Genomic DNA, 15,686 nt, shown 5'->3' on the forward strand with positions numbered 1-15,686 from the left:
CGCCCGCTTCTCAGAGCAGCACGATGTCGTACTGCTCCTGTCCCACCGCCGTTTCGGCCTGCAACGAGATGGGCTTGCCGATGAAATCCGACAGCCCTGCCAGGTGCTGGCTCTCCTCGTCGAGGAACAGTTCCACCACGCGAGGCGAGGCAACAACACGAAACTCGCGTGGGTTGAACTGGCGCGCCTCACGCAAGATTTCACGCAGGATGTCGTAGCACACGCTGCGCGCGGTCTTCACGATGCCTTTGCCCTGGCAATGCTCGCAGGGTTCGCACAGCATGTGGGCCAGGGATTCGCGGGTGCGCTTGCGCGTCATCTCGACCAGGCCCAATTGCGAAAAGCCACCAGCCATGGTTTTGACCCGGTCGCGCGCGAGCTGCTTCTTGAATTCCGCGAGCACGGCCTGCTGGTGGTCTTCGCGCGCCATGTCGATGAAGTCCGCAATCACGATGCCGCCCAGATTGCGCAGCCGCAACTGCCTTGCGATGGCCTGCGCCGCCTCCAGGTTGGTCTTGAAAATGGTGTCGTCGAAATTGCGGGCGCCCACATAGCCGCCCGTGTTCACATCGATGGTGGTCAGTGCTTCGGTCTGGTCCACGATCAGGTAGCCGCCCGACTTCAGATCGACGCGCCGGCCCAGGGCCCGGCCGATTTCCTCGTCGATGCCATACAGGTCGAAGATGGGCCGCTCGCCCTTGTACAGCTGCAGCTTGGGCGCCGCAGCCGGCATGAATTCGTGGCCGAAGGCCTGCAGCGCGGAAAACTGTTCGCGCGAGTCGATGCGGATGGTGGCCGTTTCCTCCCCCACCAGATCGCGCAGCACGCGCTGAAGCAGGCTCAGATCCTGGTGCAGCAGCGACATGGGTGGCAGGCGCAGCGAGGCGTCCTTGATGCGCGCCCAGGTCTTGCGCAGGTAGGCGATGTCTTCGGCCAGTTCGGCGTCGGTGGAATCTTCCCCATTGGTTCGCAGGATGAACCCGCCGCCGCCTCCCGACGCCTTGTCGCCCACCAGTGCCTGCAGCCGCCCGCGCAGGGCATCGCGCTCGTCGGCAGGAATCTTCTGCGACACGCCCACGTGGTCGTCCTGGGGCAGAAACACCAGCAGCCTTCCCGCGATGCTGATCTGCGTGGACAGGCGCGCGCCCTTGGTGCCGATGGGGTCCTTGATGACCTGCACCATGAGCGACTGGCCTTCGAACACCTGTTTTTCAATGGGCACCGGCGGCTCGCCCTTGCGCGCGAACATGGGTGCCTCGCCGCCTTCCTGGCGGTGCCACACGTCCGCCACGTGCAGGAACGCCGCGCGCTCCAGCCCAATGTCGATGAACGCCGACTGCATGCCCGGCAGCACGCGCGAGACCTTGCCCAGATACACGTTGCCCACCAGGCCCCGCTCCAGGGTGCGTTCCACGTGCAATTCCTGCACCGCGCCGTGCTCGACCACCGCCACGCGGGTTTCTTGGGGGGACCAGTTGATCAGGATGTCTTGTTGCATGGGCTCGGAAAAAAGTGGCCGCCCATGATGCCTGAAACCCGCCTGCATGGCGGAGTCACTGGGCCCACATCGCCATTCAGCCGCGCAGCATGCCGGCCGAGCGCAGCAGCTGCGCCGTCTCGAACAAGGGCAATCCCATGATGCCGGTATAACTGCCGGCCAGGTGCGACACGTACTGCGCCGCGGGCCCCTGAATGCCATACGCGCCGGCCTTGCCCATGGGTTCGCCGCTGTCCACATACGCCGCGATCTGGGCGGGCGTGAGTGCGGCAAAGGTTACTTTCGAGACCGACAGCGCGACCGACCGCGTTTCGCCGTGCTGCAGGGCCACCGCCGTGAGCACGCGGTGCGTGCGCCCCGACAACTCGCCCAGCATGCGGCGCGCGTCGGCGGCATCCTCGGGCTTGCCGTAGATCGTGCGACCCCAGGCCACCGTGGTGTCCGAGCAAAGGATGGGCGCATCCGGCAACCCGCGCCGGGCACGGCGGGCGACGGCCGCATCGAGCTTGAGCCCCGTGACGCGCTGCACGTAGCGGGCGGGCGGCTCGCTGGCCAGCGGCACCTCGATGGCTTCTGCGTCTTCGGCCACATCGCCATCGGCATTGGGCAGCAGCAGTTCATGGCGAATCCCCAACTGCTCGAGCAGTTGGCGGCGGCGCGGGCTTTGGGATGCGAGATAGATGAAGGAAGGAATAGAGGACGGCACGGGGCGCGAGGATAGCCGATCGCTCGCGCGTGCCGCTTCGGTTCGCCGGCGCCGGCTTCGGGAACCAGCCGCCCTGCGCTGCCGGCCTTTTCAAGAATGGCGCATGACCTTCTTTCCCACACTGGAGACACCGCGGCTCAGGCTGCGCAAGATGGTGGCGGCCGATGCGCCGGCCATGCTCGCCATGCATGCGCATGCGGAGTCAAGGCAGTGGGCCGGCTACAACGCGATCCAAGACCTGGAGGGTGCGCTGGATTTCGTGAACTGGACCGATCAATTGACGCAGCGGCCCGTCCCGGGGTTCTGCTGGGCCATCGAGCGCAAGGACGCGCCGGGCATGATCGGGCAATGCAACTTCACGCAATGCGACGCCGCCACGCTCAGCGCCGCACTGGGCTATGAACTGGCGGCGCCGTACCAGGGCCAGGGCTTCATGAACGAAGCAATCGGCAGGGTGCTGAACTGGTGCTTCCTCCATCTCCAGCTGATGCGCATCAGCGCCACGGTGCATCCCGACAACCTGCCATCGATCCGCATGCTGCAGCGTTGGATGTTCCAGCGGGAAGGGTTGCTGCGCAGTGCAGGGTTCTGGAGCGGACGGCACCATGATCTGCTGTCCTTCAGCCTGCTGGCCACGGAGTTCGCGCCCGCCTATGCCCTGCAGGCGCCAGCCGCCAACCTCAGCGCAGCGGCTGCGCCGTCCGAAGAACTGGCCGAGGCCTGACACCGCCGGGTCGTCAGCGCTCATTCGCGGTGGTAGGGGTGCCCCGCGTTCACCGACCACGCCCGGTAAAGCTGCTCGATCAGCAGCACCCGCACCATGGCGTGCGGCAAGGTCAGGTCGGACAGCCGTATGCGCTCGTGCGCAGCCTGCCGAAAGGCGGGGTCCAGGCCATCGGGTCCGCCGATGACCAGGGCCACGTCGTCGCCCCCCAATTGCCAGCCTTTGAGACGCTCTGCGAGTGCTTTGGTGGTGAGGGACGTGCCCCGCTCGTCCAGCGCCACCACACGGGTGCCGCGGGGTATGGCGGCCTCGATGCGCTCGCGCTCGGCGGCGTAGAGCGTCTCCAGCGTCTTGGAGCCGCGCGGCTCGGTCTTCACCGCCTTGAGCTCGACCTTCAGTTCCGGAGGAAACCGCTTGGCGTAGTCGTCGTAGGCCGTCTGCGCCCAATCGGGCACCCGCTGGCCCACGGCCACGATCAGCAACTTCATCGATCGCTCAGGCGCTGGCTCAGCCCCTGCGGGTCGGCGAATTCTTGGCGGCGGGGCGCTTGGCCGCCGTCTTCACGGTGGCAGCACGGGGCGCTGCCTTGGGGGCCGCAGCGGCGGTGGAGCGGCCCGGAGCCTTCTTGGCTGCGGGCTTGCCCGCCGTCTTCTTGGCGATGGGCTTGACCACCAGGGTTTTGATGGGCGCCTTGGCCACCGGCTTGGCGGTCGTCTTGGCCGCCGTCTTCGCGGTCGTCTTTGCAGGCGCGGCCTGCTTCAGGGCGCCACGGCCGGCCGGCTTTGCGGTCGCCTTGGCTGCGGTCTTGGCCGGGGCTTTCGCAGCAGGGGCCTTGGCCGCGACCTTGCTCACGCCGGGCTTGCGGGCGGGTTGTTCGGGAGCGGCGGCGGCCTTCTTGGCGGCGGGCTTTTTCTTCGCAGTGCCTGCCGCGCCTTCCACGGCCTTGGGCTTGACAGCGCCGAGCTTCAAGCGCACGGGGGTATCGCCCCAGATCTCTTCCAGGCGGTAGTACTGGCGGATGGCCGGCTGCATGATGTGCGCCACGGCGGCGCCGCAGTCCACGATGATCCACTCGCCGTTGTCCTCACCCTCGATGCGGGGCTTGCCGAAGCCCGCTTCGCGCACCGCATCGCGCACGCTGGCCGCCAGCGCCTTGGTCTGGCGGTTGGAGGTGCCCGACGCCACGATCACGCGCTCGAACAGCGGCGAGAGGTGCTCGGTGTTGAACACCTGGATGTCTTGCGCTTTGACGTCTTCCAGGCCATCGACGATGGCGCGCTGGAGCTTGGTGACGTCTTTTTTGGCAGCGGATTCCGATTTGGAGGAGGTGGTCATCAGGCGTTTGTCTAAAAAGGATGGGGCCAATATAGCGTGCAACCCGGGCATCGGCCAATGCGGCGGGCCCGGGTGGCGGTTCGGCCATCCCGCGCACATCAAGGGTGTTTTTGGCCTTCGGCGCTCATGGCATGAGCGCGAGCAGCTATTGAAATTATAGCTTTCGGCCTTTTTGCGAACGCACAGGCTGGGTTCAGAGCCAGTCCCGCCGCACCAGAAAGCGCCGTGTGAGCTCAGCCTCGGGCGAGCCCGGAGCCTCCTGGCGCTGGTACGACCAGCCCGCCATGGGCGGCATCGACAGCAAGATCGATTCGGTGCGCCCGCCCGACTGCAGGCCGAAGTGCGTGCCCCGGTCCCACACCAGGTTGAACTCCACATAGCGACCGCGCCGGTAGCACTGGAACTCGCGCTGCCGATCACCGAACGGGATCGCCTGGCGCCGATGCACGATGGGCAGGTAGGCGCCCAGGAACGCATCCCCCACGGACTGCACCATGCCCAGGCTGCGCTCGAAGCCCAGCTCGGAAAAATCGTCGAAGAAGATGCCTCCCACGCCACGCTGCTCGTTGCGGTGCTTGAGGTAGAAGTACTCGTCGCACCAGCGTTTGAAACGCAGGTACAGGCCCTCGCCGAAGGGGTTGAGCGCATCGCGGCAGGCGCGGTGAAAGTGCACCGCGTCTTCTTCGAAACCATAGTAGGGCGTGAGGTCCATGCCACCGCCGAACCAACACACCGGCGCGCCTTCGGCCGGAGCCGCCACGATCATGCGCACGTTCATGTGCACCGTGGGCACATAGGGGTTGACCGGGTGGAACACCAGCGATACCCCCATGGCCTCGAACGGTGCGCCAGCCAGCTCGGGCCGGTGCTGCGTGGCCGATGGCGGCAGCGTGGCGCCCCGCACGTGCGAGAAGCCGCAGCCCGCGCGCTCGAACACCCGGCCACCCTCCAGAATGCGGGTGATGCCGTCGCCCTGCAGCGGTTCGCCCGGCGCCTTGCGCCACGCATCGTTCAGGAACCGGCCGCCACCGCGCGCTACAGGCCCTTCGATCTCTTCCAGGGCCGAGGTGATGCGTGCCTGCAGCCCTTCCAGGTAGGCCCGCACGCGGGTGGCCGTGTCGGCCGCGTTCAGGGCAGGCGTCGGTGCGGGTGCCGCCATCAGCTCTTCACCGCGCGGTGGCCGATGTCGCGGCGGTACTGCGCGCCATCGAAATGGATGCCACGGGCCACGTCGTACACACGCTGCTGCGCCTGTTTCACACTGTCGGCCAGCACGGTCACGCACAGCACGCGTCCGCCCGTGGTGTGCGGCACGCCGTCCTTCAGCGCCGTGCCGGCATGGAACACCATGGCTTCGTCGGCGTCCGCAGGCAGGCCCGTGATCGCATCGCCCTTGCGCGGATCTTCCGGGTAGCCGTGCGCGGCCATCACCACGCCCAGCGCGGTGCGGCGGTCCCATTGCAATTCGACCTGGTCAAGCTTGCCGTCCACCGCGGCGCCCAGCACATCGACGAAATCGCTCTTGAGGCGCATGAGGATCGGCTGTGTCTCGGGGTCACCCATGCGGCAGTTGAACTCCAGCGTCTTGGGGTGGCCGGTCGAATCGATCATCAGGCCGGCGTACAGGAAGCCCGTGTATGGAATGCCATCCTTTTCCATGCCACGGATGGTGGGCAGGATGATCTCGCGCATGGCGCGGGCGTGCACGTCGGCGGTGACCACGGGCGCGGGCGAATACGCGCCCATGCCACCGGTGTTGGGGCCCTGGTCGCCGTCCTTCAGGCGCTTGTGGTCCTGGCTGGTCGCCAGGGCGGTGACGTTCTTGCCGTCGCACAGCACGATGAAGCTGGCTTCCTCGCCTTGCAGGAACGCTTCGATCACGACGCGTGCGCCGCCTTCGTTGTGCGTCACGCCGTACTTGTTGTCCACCAGCATGAAGTCCACCGCGTCATGGGCCTCCTGCAGCGACATGGCCACCACCACGCCCTTGCCGGCCGCCAGGCCGTCGGCCTTGATGACGATCGGCGCTCCCAGCCGCTCCACGAAGGCATGGGCCGCCACCGGATCGGTGAAGGTGTCGTAGTCCGCCGTGGGAATGCCATGGCGGCGCATGAAGGCCTTGGAGAACGCCTTGGAGCTTTCGAGCTGCGCGGCAGCCTTCGTGGGCCCGAAGATGCGCAGTCCGTGCGCGCGGAATTCGTCCACCACGCCGGCGGCCAGAGGCGCCTCGGGGCCGACCACGGTGAGCGCGATCTTCTGCTCGTGCGCCCAGGCCCGCAGTTCGCGCACATCGGTGATGGCCACGTTCTCGAGCTTGGGATTCAGGGCCGTGCCGCCGTTGCCCGGCGCCACAAAGACCTTCGTGACCTTGGGAGACTGCGAAAGCTTCCAGGCCATGGCATGTTCACGGCCGCCGCCGCCAATCACGAGGACTTTCATACCGGACTCCGATGGGCCGCTGGCGGCAGGCAGGTGGGCCCTTCGGCGGGCAGGGGTCGATTGCAGAGGTTCAGGCTCATGTTCATAAGGCAGCGTTGTGATAGACCTCTTGCACGTCGTCCAGGTCTTCCAGCACGTCGAGGAGTTTTTGCATGCGCGCGGCGTCTTCGCCTTCGAGCTCGATGGTGTTTTCGGCGCGCATGGTGACCTCGGCCACCTCGGGCACCAGGCCGGCGGCCTCCAGCGCGTTCTTCACCGCTTCGAAATCGGCGTAGGCGGTGAGCACTTCGATGGCGCCGTCCTCGCCCGTGACCACATCCTCCGCGCCGGCTTCCAGCGCCACTTCCATCACCTGGTCCTCGCTGGTGCCCGGTGCGAAGATCAATTGGCCGCAGTGCTTGAACTGGAAGGCCACGGAGCCTTCGGTGCCCATGTTGCCGCCATGCTTGCTGAAGGCGTGGCGCACTTCGGCCACGGTGCGCACGCGGTTGTCGGTCATGGTGTCCACGATGATGGCCGCGCCGCCGATGCCGTAGCCTTCGTAGCGGATTTCCTCGTAGCTCACGCCTTCGGCATTGCCGGTGGCCTTGTCGATGTTGTACTTGATGCGGTCGGCCGGCATGTTCGCCGCCTTGGCCTTTTCGATGGCCAGACGCAACCGGGGATTGGCGGAGACATCGCCCCCGCCCGCCCGTGCCGCCACCGTGATCTCTCTAATGATCCGGGTCCAGATCTTGCCGCGCTTTTCATCCTGCCGACCTTTGCGGTGCTGGATGTTTGCCCATTTGCTGTGTCCTGCCACAGGAGTCCTTCTGGTATTGATTTAATCTACTGCCCGCGATTTTACTTTTGACGCACCCCACCCCACTCCGCACCCCGACGCCATGGCCGAACCTCTTCTCATTGCCAAGCATGGCACCACCGAATGCCATCTGCTGCCCGGCCTGGCCAACCGCCACGGCCTCATCACCGGTGCCACCGGCACGGGCAAGACGGTCACCCTGCAGACGCTGGCCGAAGGCTTCTCGCGCATCGGTGTGCCGGTGTTCATGGCCGACATCAAGGGTGACCTCACCGGCATCAGCCAACCGGGCAGTATCGGCGACAAGCTGGCGGCCACGCTCAAGGAGCGAGACCTTCCGCTGCCGGAGCCCCTGGCCTGCCCCACCACCCTGTGGGACGTGTTCGGCCAGCAAGGCCACCCGGTGCGCGCCACGGTGTCCGACATGGGCCCGCTGCTGCTGGGCCGCATGCTCAACCTGAACGAAACCCAGCTGGGCGTGCTCAACCTGGTTTTCAAGATCGCCGACGACAACGGCCTGCTGCTGCTCGACCTCAAAGACCTGCGGTCCATGCTCCAGTACGTCGGGGACAACGCCAAGGAATTCACGACAGGGTACGGCAATATCAGCGCCGCCAGCGTAGGCGCGATCCAACGGGGCCTGCTGCAGATCGAGCAGCAGGGTGGCACCCAGTTCTTCGGCGAGCCCATGCTCGACATCAACGACCTCATGCAGACGGTGGACGGGCGAGGTGTCGTGAACATCCTGGCCGCCGACAAGCTCATGAATTCGCCGCGCCTGTATGCCACCTTCTTGCTGTGGATGCTGTCGGAACTGTTCGAGCAGCTGCCCGAGATCGGCGACCCGGAAGTCCCTAAACTCGTCTTCTTCTTCGACGAGGCCCACCTGCTGTTCAACGAAGCGCCCAAGGTGCTCATCGAGCGCATCGAACTGGTGGTGCGGCTGGTGCGGTCCAAGGGCGTGGGCGTGTATTTCGTCACCCAGAACCCGCTCGACATTCCCGATAGCGTGCTGGCCCAGTTGGGCAACCGCGTGCAGCACGCGCTGCGCGCCTTCACGCCGCGCGACCAGAAAGCGGTGAAGGCCACGGCCACCACCATGCGCCAGAAGCCGGGCCTGGACATCGAAACCGCCATCACCGAACTGGCGGTGGGCGAGGCGCTGGTGAGCTTCCTGGACGCCAAGGGCCGGCCCAGCGTGACCGAGCGCGTGTTCGTGCTGCCCCCTGCCAGCCAGTTGGGACCCATCACGCCCGCCCAGCGCCAGGCGTTGCTGGCCGGTTCGCTCGTCGCCGGCGTGTACGAGAAAGCCGTGGACCGTGAATCCGCCTACGAAAAGCTCCAGGGCCGCACCGAAGCCGCCGCCACGGCGCCCGCCGGCTCCAAGGGGGGCACCACCGACGGCGCGGGCGGCGGTGTCATGGGCGGGCTGAACGACGTGCTGTTCGGCTCGACCGGCCCACGCGGCGGCAAGCACGACGGGCTGGTGCAGACCATGGCCAAATCCGCCGTGCGCACCATGGGTACCTCGCTGGGCAAGGAGATCCTGCGCGGCGTGCTGGGCAGCCTGTTCGGCGGCCGCAAGCGCTGATGAATCCGCCCTCGCCAGAAAAACCAAGGAACCCTGCCATGATCGACCTGCACTACTGGACCACGCCCAACGGCCACAAGATCACGATGCTCCTCGAAGAGGCCGCATTGCCTTATCGCGTGCGGCCCGTGAACATCGGCCGGGGCGAGCAGTTCCAGCCCGACTTCCTGCGCATCGCACCCAACAACCGCATTCCCGCCATCGTGGACCATGCGCCCAAGGGGGGCGGCGAGCCCATTTCGGTGTTCGAGTCCGGCGCCATCCTGCTGTACCTGGCCGACAAGACGGGAAAGTTCGTTCCCCAGGACCTGCGCGGCCGCACCGAAGCCCTGCAGTGGCTGTTCTGGCAAATGGGAGGCCTGGGTCCCATGGCGGGGCAGAACCACCACTTCACGCAATATGCGCCGGAGCCCATCGCCTACGCGATCGACCGCTACGTGAAGGAAACCGGGCGCCTGTATGGCGTGCTGGACAAGCACCTGTCCGATGGCCGCGAGTACATCGCCGGCACGTATTCCATCGCCGACATGGCCTGCTACCCCTGGATCGTTCCGCACGAGCGCCAGCGGCAGAACCTCAAGGACTTCCCGCATCTGGCGCAATGGTTCGAACGCATCCGCGAGCGCCCCGCCACCGTCAGGGCGTACGACCTGGTCCAGCGCATCAACACCGCCCCCACCGTGGACGAAGACGCGAAGAAGGTGCTGTTCGGGCAGGACGCCAGCACCGTGCGGCGCTGAAACCGCCAGCGCCTTCCAGCAGCGGCTTCAGACCCGGTCGCTGCGCGCCAGGTGGCTTTCCAGCCTGCGCAGCGCGCCGGTCAGCGCGAGCGTCATGATCCAGTAGGCCAGGGCAATCGCCAGATACGGCTCCCAGTAGCGCGAATAGGCCCCGGCCACGGTGCGCGCGGCATAGGCCATCTCGGCCAGGCCGATGGCGGAGATCAGCGAGGTGTCTTTCAGCAGCGCGATCGCGTTGTTGCCCAGCGGCGGCAGCATGCGGCGAAAGGCCTGCGGCAGCACCACGTAGCGCATTACCTGCCCGGGCGTGAAGCCCAGCGAGCGCCCCGCATCGGACTGCCCGCGCGCGATCGACTGGATGCCCGCGCGGAACACCTCCGAGATGTACGCGGCGGAATTGAGCGTGAGCGCCACGATCCCCGAGATCAGCGCGCCATGCTCCTGCTTGAGCGTGCGCGCGAAGTCGCCCGTCACCAGCAGGCCCGAGGTCGGATGGATGAACAGCGGCAGCACCGCGAAGTGCATCAGCAGGATCTGCACGAACAACGGCGTGCCGCGAAAGAAGCTCACATACACGGTGGATGGCCACCGCAGCAGATAGCGGCACACCCAGCTCAGCGGCGCATGGCGCGCCTGCGCCAGGCGGGCCAGCGCGAGCAACAGCCCCCATGTGCCGCCCAGCAGCACGCACACCACCGTCACGCCGATCGTCATCCACGCGCCCTGGATGAACAGGTCCTTGTATTCCACCAGGATGTCCGGCCGGAACCAGCCAAACCACTCAACAGGCTCCATGGCCTCTTCCTCTCATTGGTCGCGTCGGGCGCATAGGCGCCCGCAAAAACGGCCGCAGCGCGGCCGTGGTGTCATGCCGAAAAGCGGCGTGCCGATCAGCGATCAGCGTGGCTTGTATTCCTTGCCGAACCACTTCTTGTAGATCTCGTTGTAGCTGCCATCGGCCCGCACGGCGGCCAGGCCGGCGTTGAGCTTGTCCTGCAGCGCCTTGTCGCCCTTCTTGACGACGATGCCGAAACCCTCGACGGGGAACGCGGGGTCTTCCACCGTCTTCAGCGCGGCGTTCTGCGCCACGCGGTAGGCGATCACACCGTTGTCGCCGATGGCCGCATCCACGCCGCCGCCCGCCAGTTCGGAAATGATGAGCGGCGTGCTCTCGAAGCGCCGGATGTTCGGGCTGGTCTTGCCAAACTCGCGCGAGGCCACGTCGTCCGCCGTGGAGGCATTCACCACGGCGATCTTCTTGCCTGCCAGGTCCTTCAGCGAAGCCACGGAGCTCGCCTTGGGCACGGCGATCAGCTGCTGGGCGGCGAAGTACGGCTCGGTGAAGTCGTAGCTCTGGCGGCGCTTGTCATTGATGGTCACGCCGGAGATCACTAGATCCACATCGCCGTTGTTCAGCGCCGCGAAAATGCCGCTCCAGGGGGTGTTCACCACCTTGATCTTGAGCGACTGCTTCTTCGCGATGGCGTTGATGATGTCGATGTCGAAACCGACGATCTGCTTGTCCTTGTTCTCGAAGGCGAACGGCGCATAGGTGGCGCTGGAGGCCACGGTCAGCTCGCGGTCCTGCGCGTGGGCAGCCAGCGGAGCGGTCATTGCGGCAGCCAGGCCAAGGCCCAGGGCGAAAAGGCGGCGGGAGATTTGCATGGGGAGATGGGGCGGGAAAGCCCGGAAACAGGACCGGGAAGTATATCGGCCGGCCCCCCGTGCCTTCCTTGCGGTGCCGCCCAACGCCGCCGTCGCACAGGTGACGGCCGCCTTGGCGCCAACCCGCCTAGAGTGCGCCGCATGACCGATACCACCGACCTCCCCGCCCTCACCTGCTTTTCGCTCGCCATCACGGACCAGGTGGCGCATCTGGTGCTGAACCGGCCGGAGGCCCTGAACACCATGCACCCGGCGTTCTGGCGCGAGCTGGACACCGTGCTGGCGCGGCTGCACCGGTCGGGCGAGGCGCGCGCGCTCGTCATCAGCAGCACGGGCAAGCACTTTTCGGCCGGCATGGCGCTGGACACGTTCGGTGGCGCCATCGCCATGGACGACCAGAGCCCCGAAGGCCGCGCCGCCGTCTTCGACCTGCTGACCGACATGCAGGCCACGTTCACGCGTATCGAATCGCTGCGCATTCCCGTGATCGCCGCCATCCACGGCGGCTGCATCGGCGGCGCGGTGGACATGGTGACGGCCGCCTGCATCCGCTACGCCACGCAGGACGCGTTCTTCTGCATCCAGGAGATCAACATCGGCATGGTGGCCGACGTGGGCACGCTGCAGCGCCTGCCCAAGCTGATTCCGCTGGGCATCGTCAAGGAGCTGGCCTATACCGGCCGGCGCCTGCCCGCACCGCGCGCCCTGGCCTGCGGGCTGGTCAACGAACTGTTCGACACGCAGGCGGCGATGCTGGACGCGGCCCTGGCCTGCGCCCGCGAGATCGCCGCCAAGCCGCCGGTCGCCATCTGGGGCACCAAGCAGGCCGTGCACTATGCGCGCGACCACTCGGTGGACGACAGCCTGCGCCAGATGGGCTGGCTGCAGGGCGCGATCTGGAGCAACCGGCATGTGGGCGAGGCCGTGGACGCGATGCGTGGCAGGCGCGAGGGCGCCTTTCCTCCGCTCGCGCCGCTGCAGCGCTTCAGCGATGGAGGGTGAGCGATCGGTCCGCCCGGCCTGCGGGCTGCGACAGGCGGGCCTTTGCTATCAAATTCCATAGCTGCCTGCGCTTGCTGGGCTTGCGCTGCAGCCCATTTCCGCGCTCCGCCGCTCGCTGGCGGGCTATGATGCGTGCTCTTTCCGATCCCGTCTACGCGAGGACGCTGCCATGCCTACGCACATCCCGGCCCTGCCCACCTACACCGACGTCGCCGACGCGGCCCATCGGCTCCAGGGCGTCGCGCACCGCACGCCCGTGGCGCGCTCCAGCACGGCGGACCAGCAGTGCGGCGCCCAGCTCTTTTTCAAGTGCGAGAACCTGCAGCGCATGGGCGCCTTCAAGTTCCGCGGTGCCTACAACACCCTGGCGCAGTTCGACGCCACCCAGCGCGAAGGCGGCGTGCTGGCTTTTTCTTCCGGCAACCATGCGCAGGCCATCGCCCTCTCGGCCCGCCTGCTGGACATGCCCGCCCTGATCGTCATGCCCGAGGATGCGCCCACCGCCAAGATGGCTGCCACGCGCGAGTACGGCGCCCAGGTCGTCACCTACAACCGCTTCACCGAAGACCGCGAAGCCATCAGCCACCGGCTCGCGCAGGAGCGCGGCATGACCCTGGTGCCGCCGTTCGACCATCCGCACGTCATCGCCGGCCAGGGTACCGCCGCCAAGGAGCTGCTCGAAGAAGTGCCCGACCTCGATTACCTGTTCGTTTGCCTGGGCGGCGGCGGATTGCTGTCCGGCAGCCTTCTGGCCGCGAAGGCGCTGGCCCCCGACTGCCAGGTGATCGGCGTGGAGCCGGCCGCCGGCAACGACGCCCAGCAATCGCTGCGCGCCGGCCGCATCGTGCGCATCGACACGCCCCACACCATCGCCGACGGCGCGCAGACCCAGGCGCTGGGCAGCATCACCTTTCCCATCATCCAGCGCGACGTGGCCGACATCGTCACCGCCACCGACGAGCAGCTGGTGCAGGCCCTGCGCTTCTTCGCCGAGCGCATGAAGATCGTCGTGGAGCCCACCGGCGCCCTCGCTTTTGCGGGCGCCCTGCATGGCGGCGTGGACCTGCATGGCAAGCGCGTGGGCATCATCGTGAGCGGCGGCAACGTCGACCTGGCGCGGTACGCACGCTTTCTGGCAGACTGATCCGCGCCCCGCGCCGCCCCTGGGCGGCGACGCACGCACCTTTTCTTTCCCCTGCCCCCTGCAGACCGGTTTTCCAGCTTTTCACTTTCCCAACAAGAGGCCCCAGCCCATGAGCAATGTCCACGTCATCACCCATCCCCTGGTCCAGCACAAGCTGACCCTGATGCGCAAGAAGGACGCCAGCACCAACAGCTTTCGCCGCCTGCTCGGCGAACTCAGCACCCTGATGGCCTACGAGGTCACGCGCGACATGCCGCTGCAGGACGTGCAGATCGAAACCCCGCTGGAAACCATGACGGGCCAGGTGATCGACGGCAAGAAGCAGGTGCTCGTGTCCATCCTGCGCGCCGGCAACGGCTTTCTGGACGGCATGCTCAACGTGATCCCGGGCGCCCGCGTGGGCCACATCGGCCTGTACCGCGACCCGCAGACACTGCAGCCGGTCGAGTACTACTTCAAGATGCCGTCCGAAATGGAAGAGCGCGACATCATCGTCGTGGACCCCATGCTCGCCACCGGCAACTCCGCCGCGGCCGCGGTGGACCGCCTGAAGAAACTCAACCCCCGCTCGATCAAGTTCGTCTGCCTGCTGGCCGCACCGGAAGGCGTGGCCACCTTGCAAAAGGCCCACCCCGACGTGCCGATCTACACCGCCGCGATCGACCGCGAACTGAATGACCACGGCTACATCCTGCCCGGGCTGGGCGATGCCGGGGACCGGATCTTCGGGACGAAATGAATCACGGGGTGAATGACTGGCGCGCATTTTGCATGCGCTGCTGGCTTCCTGCATCGACCTCTTTTCCCCTGCAAAAGGACGCTCCATGACCTCTCGCCGCCTCTTCACCGGCCGCCTGTTCTGCACCTCCCTGGCCATCTCCGCCACCCTGGGCCTGGCGCCCACGCTGGCCTTCGCCCAGGCCAAGCTGAAGGTGGCGGCGATCTACACGGTGCCCTATGAACAGCAATGGGTGAGCCGCATCCACAAGGCGCTCAAGGCGGCGGAAACGCGTGGCGAGATCGAATACAAGAGCAGCGAGAACGTGGCCAATGCCGATTACGAGCGCGTGATGCGCGAGTACGCCACCGGGGGCAACCAGCTGATCTTCGGCGAGGTGTTCGGCGTGGAGGCCGCCGCGCGCAAGGTGGCCAAGGACTTTCCCAAGACAGCCTTCGTGATGGGTTCCTCCGGCAAGCCGCAGGCGCCCAATTTCAGCGTGTTCGACAACTACATCCAGGAGCCGGCCTACCTGTCCGGCATGGTGGCGGGCGGCATGACCCGCACGAACAAGATCGGCATGGTGGGCGGCTTTCCGATTCCAGAGGTCAACCGCCTGATGCACGCCTTCATGGCCGGCGCGAAGGAGGTGAACCCGAAGGCCGAGTTCACCATCACCTTCATCAACAGCTGGTTCGACCCGCCGAAGGCCAAGGAGGCGACCTTCGCCATGATCGACAAGGGCGCCGACGTGCTGTATGCCGAGCGTTTCGGCGTGTCCGACGCCGCCAAGGAAAAGGGCAAGCTGGCCATCGGCAATGTGATCAACACGCAGGCCCAGTACCCGGACACGGTGGTGGCCTCGGCGCTGTGGCACATGGAGCCCAGCGTGGACCGCGCGATCGCGCTGGTCAAGGAAGGCAAGTTCGCCGCCGAGGACTACGGCCCCTATTCGATGATGAAGCACAAGGGCTCCGAACTCGCGCCGCTGGGCACGTTCGAGAAGAAGGTGCCGGCCGAGGTCGTGGCCAAAGTGAAGGCCAGGGAGGCCGACATCCTGGCGGGCAAGTTCACCGTGAAGGTGGACGACAGCCAGCCCAAGTCCACGGCCAAGTGATGCGCGCGCGCTGCGCCGGGCGGAGCACGCCGCGTGGGTGAGCCCGCCGCCTGCCCGCCGTCCGCCGAGGCCGGGCCGCCCGTGCTGCGCCTTCGCGGCATCACCAAGCGGTTCGGCCCGCTGGTCGCCAACGATGGCATCGACCTGACCCTCGCCCGGGGCGAGGTGCTGGCGCTGCTGGGCGAAAACGGCGCGGGCAAGTCCA

17 protein-coding genes are annotated in these 15,686 nt (G+C 66.7%); 8 read left to right on the top strand and 9 right to left on the bottom strand.

The genetic code is table 11. The features are described from left to right. Positions 1 to 10: 10 nt before the first annotated feature. Together rng and AC27IO_RS01590 are read right to left on the bottom strand one after the other, a co-directional pair. The gene (gene rng / locus AC27IO_RS01585) at positions 11 to 1,498 is read right to left on the bottom strand and encodes a ribonuclease G (RefSeq protein ID WP_284400347.1); all 1,488 of its coding nucleotides are present in this window, start codon (positions 1,496 to 1,498) and stop codon (positions 11 to 13) included. Positions 1,499 to 1,574: 76 nt separating this feature from the next. Then, a complete protein-coding gene (locus AC27IO_RS01590; RefSeq protein ID WP_284430956.1) occupies positions 1,575 to 2,192 on the bottom strand; it encodes a Maf family protein in 618 nt (205 codons plus the stop codon). A gap of 115 nt (positions 2,193 to 2,307) precedes the next feature. Here AC27IO_RS01590 and AC27IO_RS01595 point away from each other — a divergent pair, with 115 nt between their 5' ends. Continuing rightward, positions 2,308 to 2,928 (top strand): GNAT family N-acetyltransferase, encoded by a 621-nt coding sequence (locus tag AC27IO_RS01595; RefSeq protein WP_284430865.1) that lies wholly within the window; start codon positions 2,308 to 2,310, stop codon positions 2,926 to 2,928. 20 nt (positions 2,929 to 2,948) lie between these two features. Here the strand turns inward: AC27IO_RS01595 and rlmH are convergent, their stop codons facing one another. The 5 genes from rlmH to AC27IO_RS01620 form a co-directional block, all read right to left on the bottom strand. Continuing rightward, positions 2,949 to 3,416 carry a 23S rRNA (pseudouridine(1915)-N(3))-methyltransferase RlmH gene (gene rlmH / locus AC27IO_RS01600; RefSeq protein WP_054255308.1) on the bottom strand — a complete coding sequence of 156 codons (468 nt, stop codon included), beginning with the start codon at positions 3,414 to 3,416 and terminating at the stop codon, positions 2,949 to 2,951. Between the two features lie 19 nt (positions 3,417 to 3,435). Beyond that, complete coding sequence (rsfS, locus tag AC27IO_RS01605) at positions 3,436 to 4,263, bottom strand: ribosome silencing factor (RefSeq protein WP_498736917.1); 828 nt, start codon at positions 4,261 to 4,263, stop codon at positions 3,436 to 3,438. Between the two features lie 193 nt (positions 4,264 to 4,456). Next, complete coding sequence (hemF, locus tag AC27IO_RS01610; RefSeq protein ID WP_284430863.1) at positions 4,457 to 5,422, bottom strand: oxygen-dependent coproporphyrinogen oxidase; 966 nt, start codon at positions 5,420 to 5,422, stop codon at positions 4,457 to 4,459. Further along, complete coding sequence (gene purD, locus AC27IO_RS01615) at positions 5,422 to 6,702, bottom strand: phosphoribosylamine--glycine ligase (protein WP_317358836.1); 1,281 nt, start codon at positions 6,700 to 6,702, stop codon at positions 5,422 to 5,424. Before purD ends, hemF begins: the two co-directional genes overlap by 1 nt. A gap of 82 nt (positions 6,703 to 6,784) precedes the next feature. Continuing rightward, complete coding sequence (locus AC27IO_RS01620; protein WP_272563766.1) at positions 6,785 to 7,504, bottom strand: YebC/PmpR family DNA-binding transcriptional regulator; 720 nt, start codon at positions 7,502 to 7,504, stop codon at positions 6,785 to 6,787. A gap of 82 nt (positions 7,505 to 7,586) precedes the next feature. Here AC27IO_RS01620 and AC27IO_RS01625 point away from each other — a divergent pair, with 82 nt between their 5' ends. Further along, positions 7,587 to 9,095 (top strand): helicase HerA-like domain-containing protein, encoded by a 1,509-nt coding sequence (locus tag AC27IO_RS01625; protein ID WP_284430861.1) that lies wholly within the window; start codon positions 7,587 to 7,589, stop codon positions 9,093 to 9,095. 38 nt (positions 9,096 to 9,133) lie between these two features. Continuing rightward, the gene (locus AC27IO_RS01630) at positions 9,134 to 9,835 is read left to right on the top strand and encodes a glutathione binding-like protein (protein WP_284430860.1); all 702 of its coding nucleotides are present in this window, start codon (positions 9,134 to 9,136) and stop codon (positions 9,833 to 9,835) included. A gap of 27 nt (positions 9,836 to 9,862) precedes the next feature. Here AC27IO_RS01630 and AC27IO_RS01635 read toward each other — a convergent pair whose 3' ends face one another. Together AC27IO_RS01635 and AC27IO_RS01640 are read right to left on the bottom strand one after the other, a co-directional pair. Next, a complete protein-coding gene (locus AC27IO_RS01635; protein ID WP_272563769.1) occupies positions 9,863 to 10,630 on the bottom strand; it encodes an amino acid ABC transporter permease in 768 nt (255 codons plus the stop codon). 102 nt (positions 10,631 to 10,732) lie between these two features. Next, positions 10,733 to 11,500 carry a basic amino acid ABC transporter substrate-binding protein gene (locus AC27IO_RS01640; protein ID WP_272563770.1) on the bottom strand — a complete coding sequence of 256 codons (768 nt, stop codon included), beginning with the start codon at positions 11,498 to 11,500 and terminating at the stop codon, positions 10,733 to 10,735. A gap of 141 nt (positions 11,501 to 11,641) precedes the next feature. On the opposite strand from AC27IO_RS01640, the gene AC27IO_RS01645 reads away from it, so the two are divergent. The 5 genes from AC27IO_RS01645 to AC27IO_RS01665 form a co-directional block, all read left to right on the top strand. Continuing rightward, a complete protein-coding gene (locus AC27IO_RS01645; protein WP_284430859.1) occupies positions 11,642 to 12,502 on the top strand; it encodes an enoyl-CoA hydratase-related protein in 861 nt (286 codons plus the stop codon). Between the two features lie 169 nt (positions 12,503 to 12,671). Then, entirely contained in the window at positions 12,672 to 13,646 is a 975-nt protein-coding gene (locus AC27IO_RS01650; RefSeq protein ID WP_284400376.1) for a threo-3-hydroxy-L-aspartate ammonia-lyase, read from the top strand. A 109-nt stretch (positions 13,647 to 13,755) separates the two neighbouring features. Further along, entirely contained in the window at positions 13,756 to 14,385 is a 630-nt protein-coding gene (upp, locus tag AC27IO_RS01655) for a uracil phosphoribosyltransferase (protein WP_272552393.1), read from the top strand. A gap of 85 nt (positions 14,386 to 14,470) precedes the next feature. After that, complete coding sequence (locus AC27IO_RS01660) at positions 14,471 to 15,481, top strand: BMP family protein (protein ID WP_284400379.1); 1,011 nt, start codon at positions 14,471 to 14,473, stop codon at positions 15,479 to 15,481. 33 nt (positions 15,482 to 15,514) lie between these two features. Beyond that, positions 15,515 to 15,686: ATP-binding cassette domain-containing protein (locus AC27IO_RS01665; protein WP_498736925.1), on the top strand; the 172-nt coding region annotated here is incomplete at its 3' end.

The organism is Acidovorax sp. KNOB132, assembly GCF_057541515.1.

Bases quoted from the DNA above. Each gene is read 5' to 3' on its own strand.
- rng (WP_284400347.1), bottom strand. From the start codon at position 1,498: ATGCAACAAGACATCCTGATCAACTGGTCCCCCCAAGAAACCCGCGTG.
- AC27IO_RS01595 (WP_284430865.1), top strand. From the start codon at position 2,308: ATGACCTTCTTTCCCACACTGGAGACACCGCGGCTCAGGCTGCGCAAG.
- rlmH (WP_054255308.1), bottom strand. From the start codon at position 3,416: ATGAAGTTGCTGATCGTGGCCGTGGGCCAGCGGGTGCCCGATTGGGCG.
- rsfS (WP_498736917.1), bottom strand. From the start codon at position 4,263: ATGACCACCTCCTCCAAATCGGAATCCGCTGCCAAAAAAGACGTCACC.
- hemF (WP_284430863.1), bottom strand. From the start codon at position 5,422: ATGGCGGCACCCGCACCGACGCCTGCCCTGAACGCGGCCGACACGGCC.
- purD (WP_317358836.1), bottom strand. From the start codon at position 6,702: ATGAAAGTCCTCGTGATTGGCGGCGGCGGCCGTGAACATGCCATGGCC.
- AC27IO_RS01625 (WP_284430861.1), top strand. From the start codon at position 7,587: ATGGCCGAACCTCTTCTCATTGCCAAGCATGGCACCACCGAATGCCAT.
- AC27IO_RS01630 (WP_284430860.1), top strand. From the start codon at position 9,134: ATGATCGACCTGCACTACTGGACCACGCCCAACGGCCACAAGATCACG.
- AC27IO_RS01635 (WP_272563769.1), bottom strand. From the start codon at position 10,630: ATGGAGCCTGTTGAGTGGTTTGGCTGGTTCCGGCCGGACATCCTGGTG.
- AC27IO_RS01640 (WP_272563770.1), bottom strand. From the start codon at position 11,500: ATGCAAATCTCCCGCCGCCTTTTCGCCCTGGGCCTTGGCCTGGCTGCC.
- AC27IO_RS01645 (WP_284430859.1), top strand. From the start codon at position 11,642: ATGACCGATACCACCGACCTCCCCGCCCTCACCTGCTTTTCGCTCGCC.
- AC27IO_RS01650 (WP_284400376.1), top strand. From the start codon at position 12,672: ATGCCTACGCACATCCCGGCCCTGCCCACCTACACCGACGTCGCCGAC.
- upp (WP_272552393.1), top strand. From the start codon at position 13,756: ATGAGCAATGTCCACGTCATCACCCATCCCCTGGTCCAGCACAAGCTG.
- AC27IO_RS01660 (WP_284400379.1), top strand. From the start codon at position 14,471: ATGACCTCTCGCCGCCTCTTCACCGGCCGCCTGTTCTGCACCTCCCTG.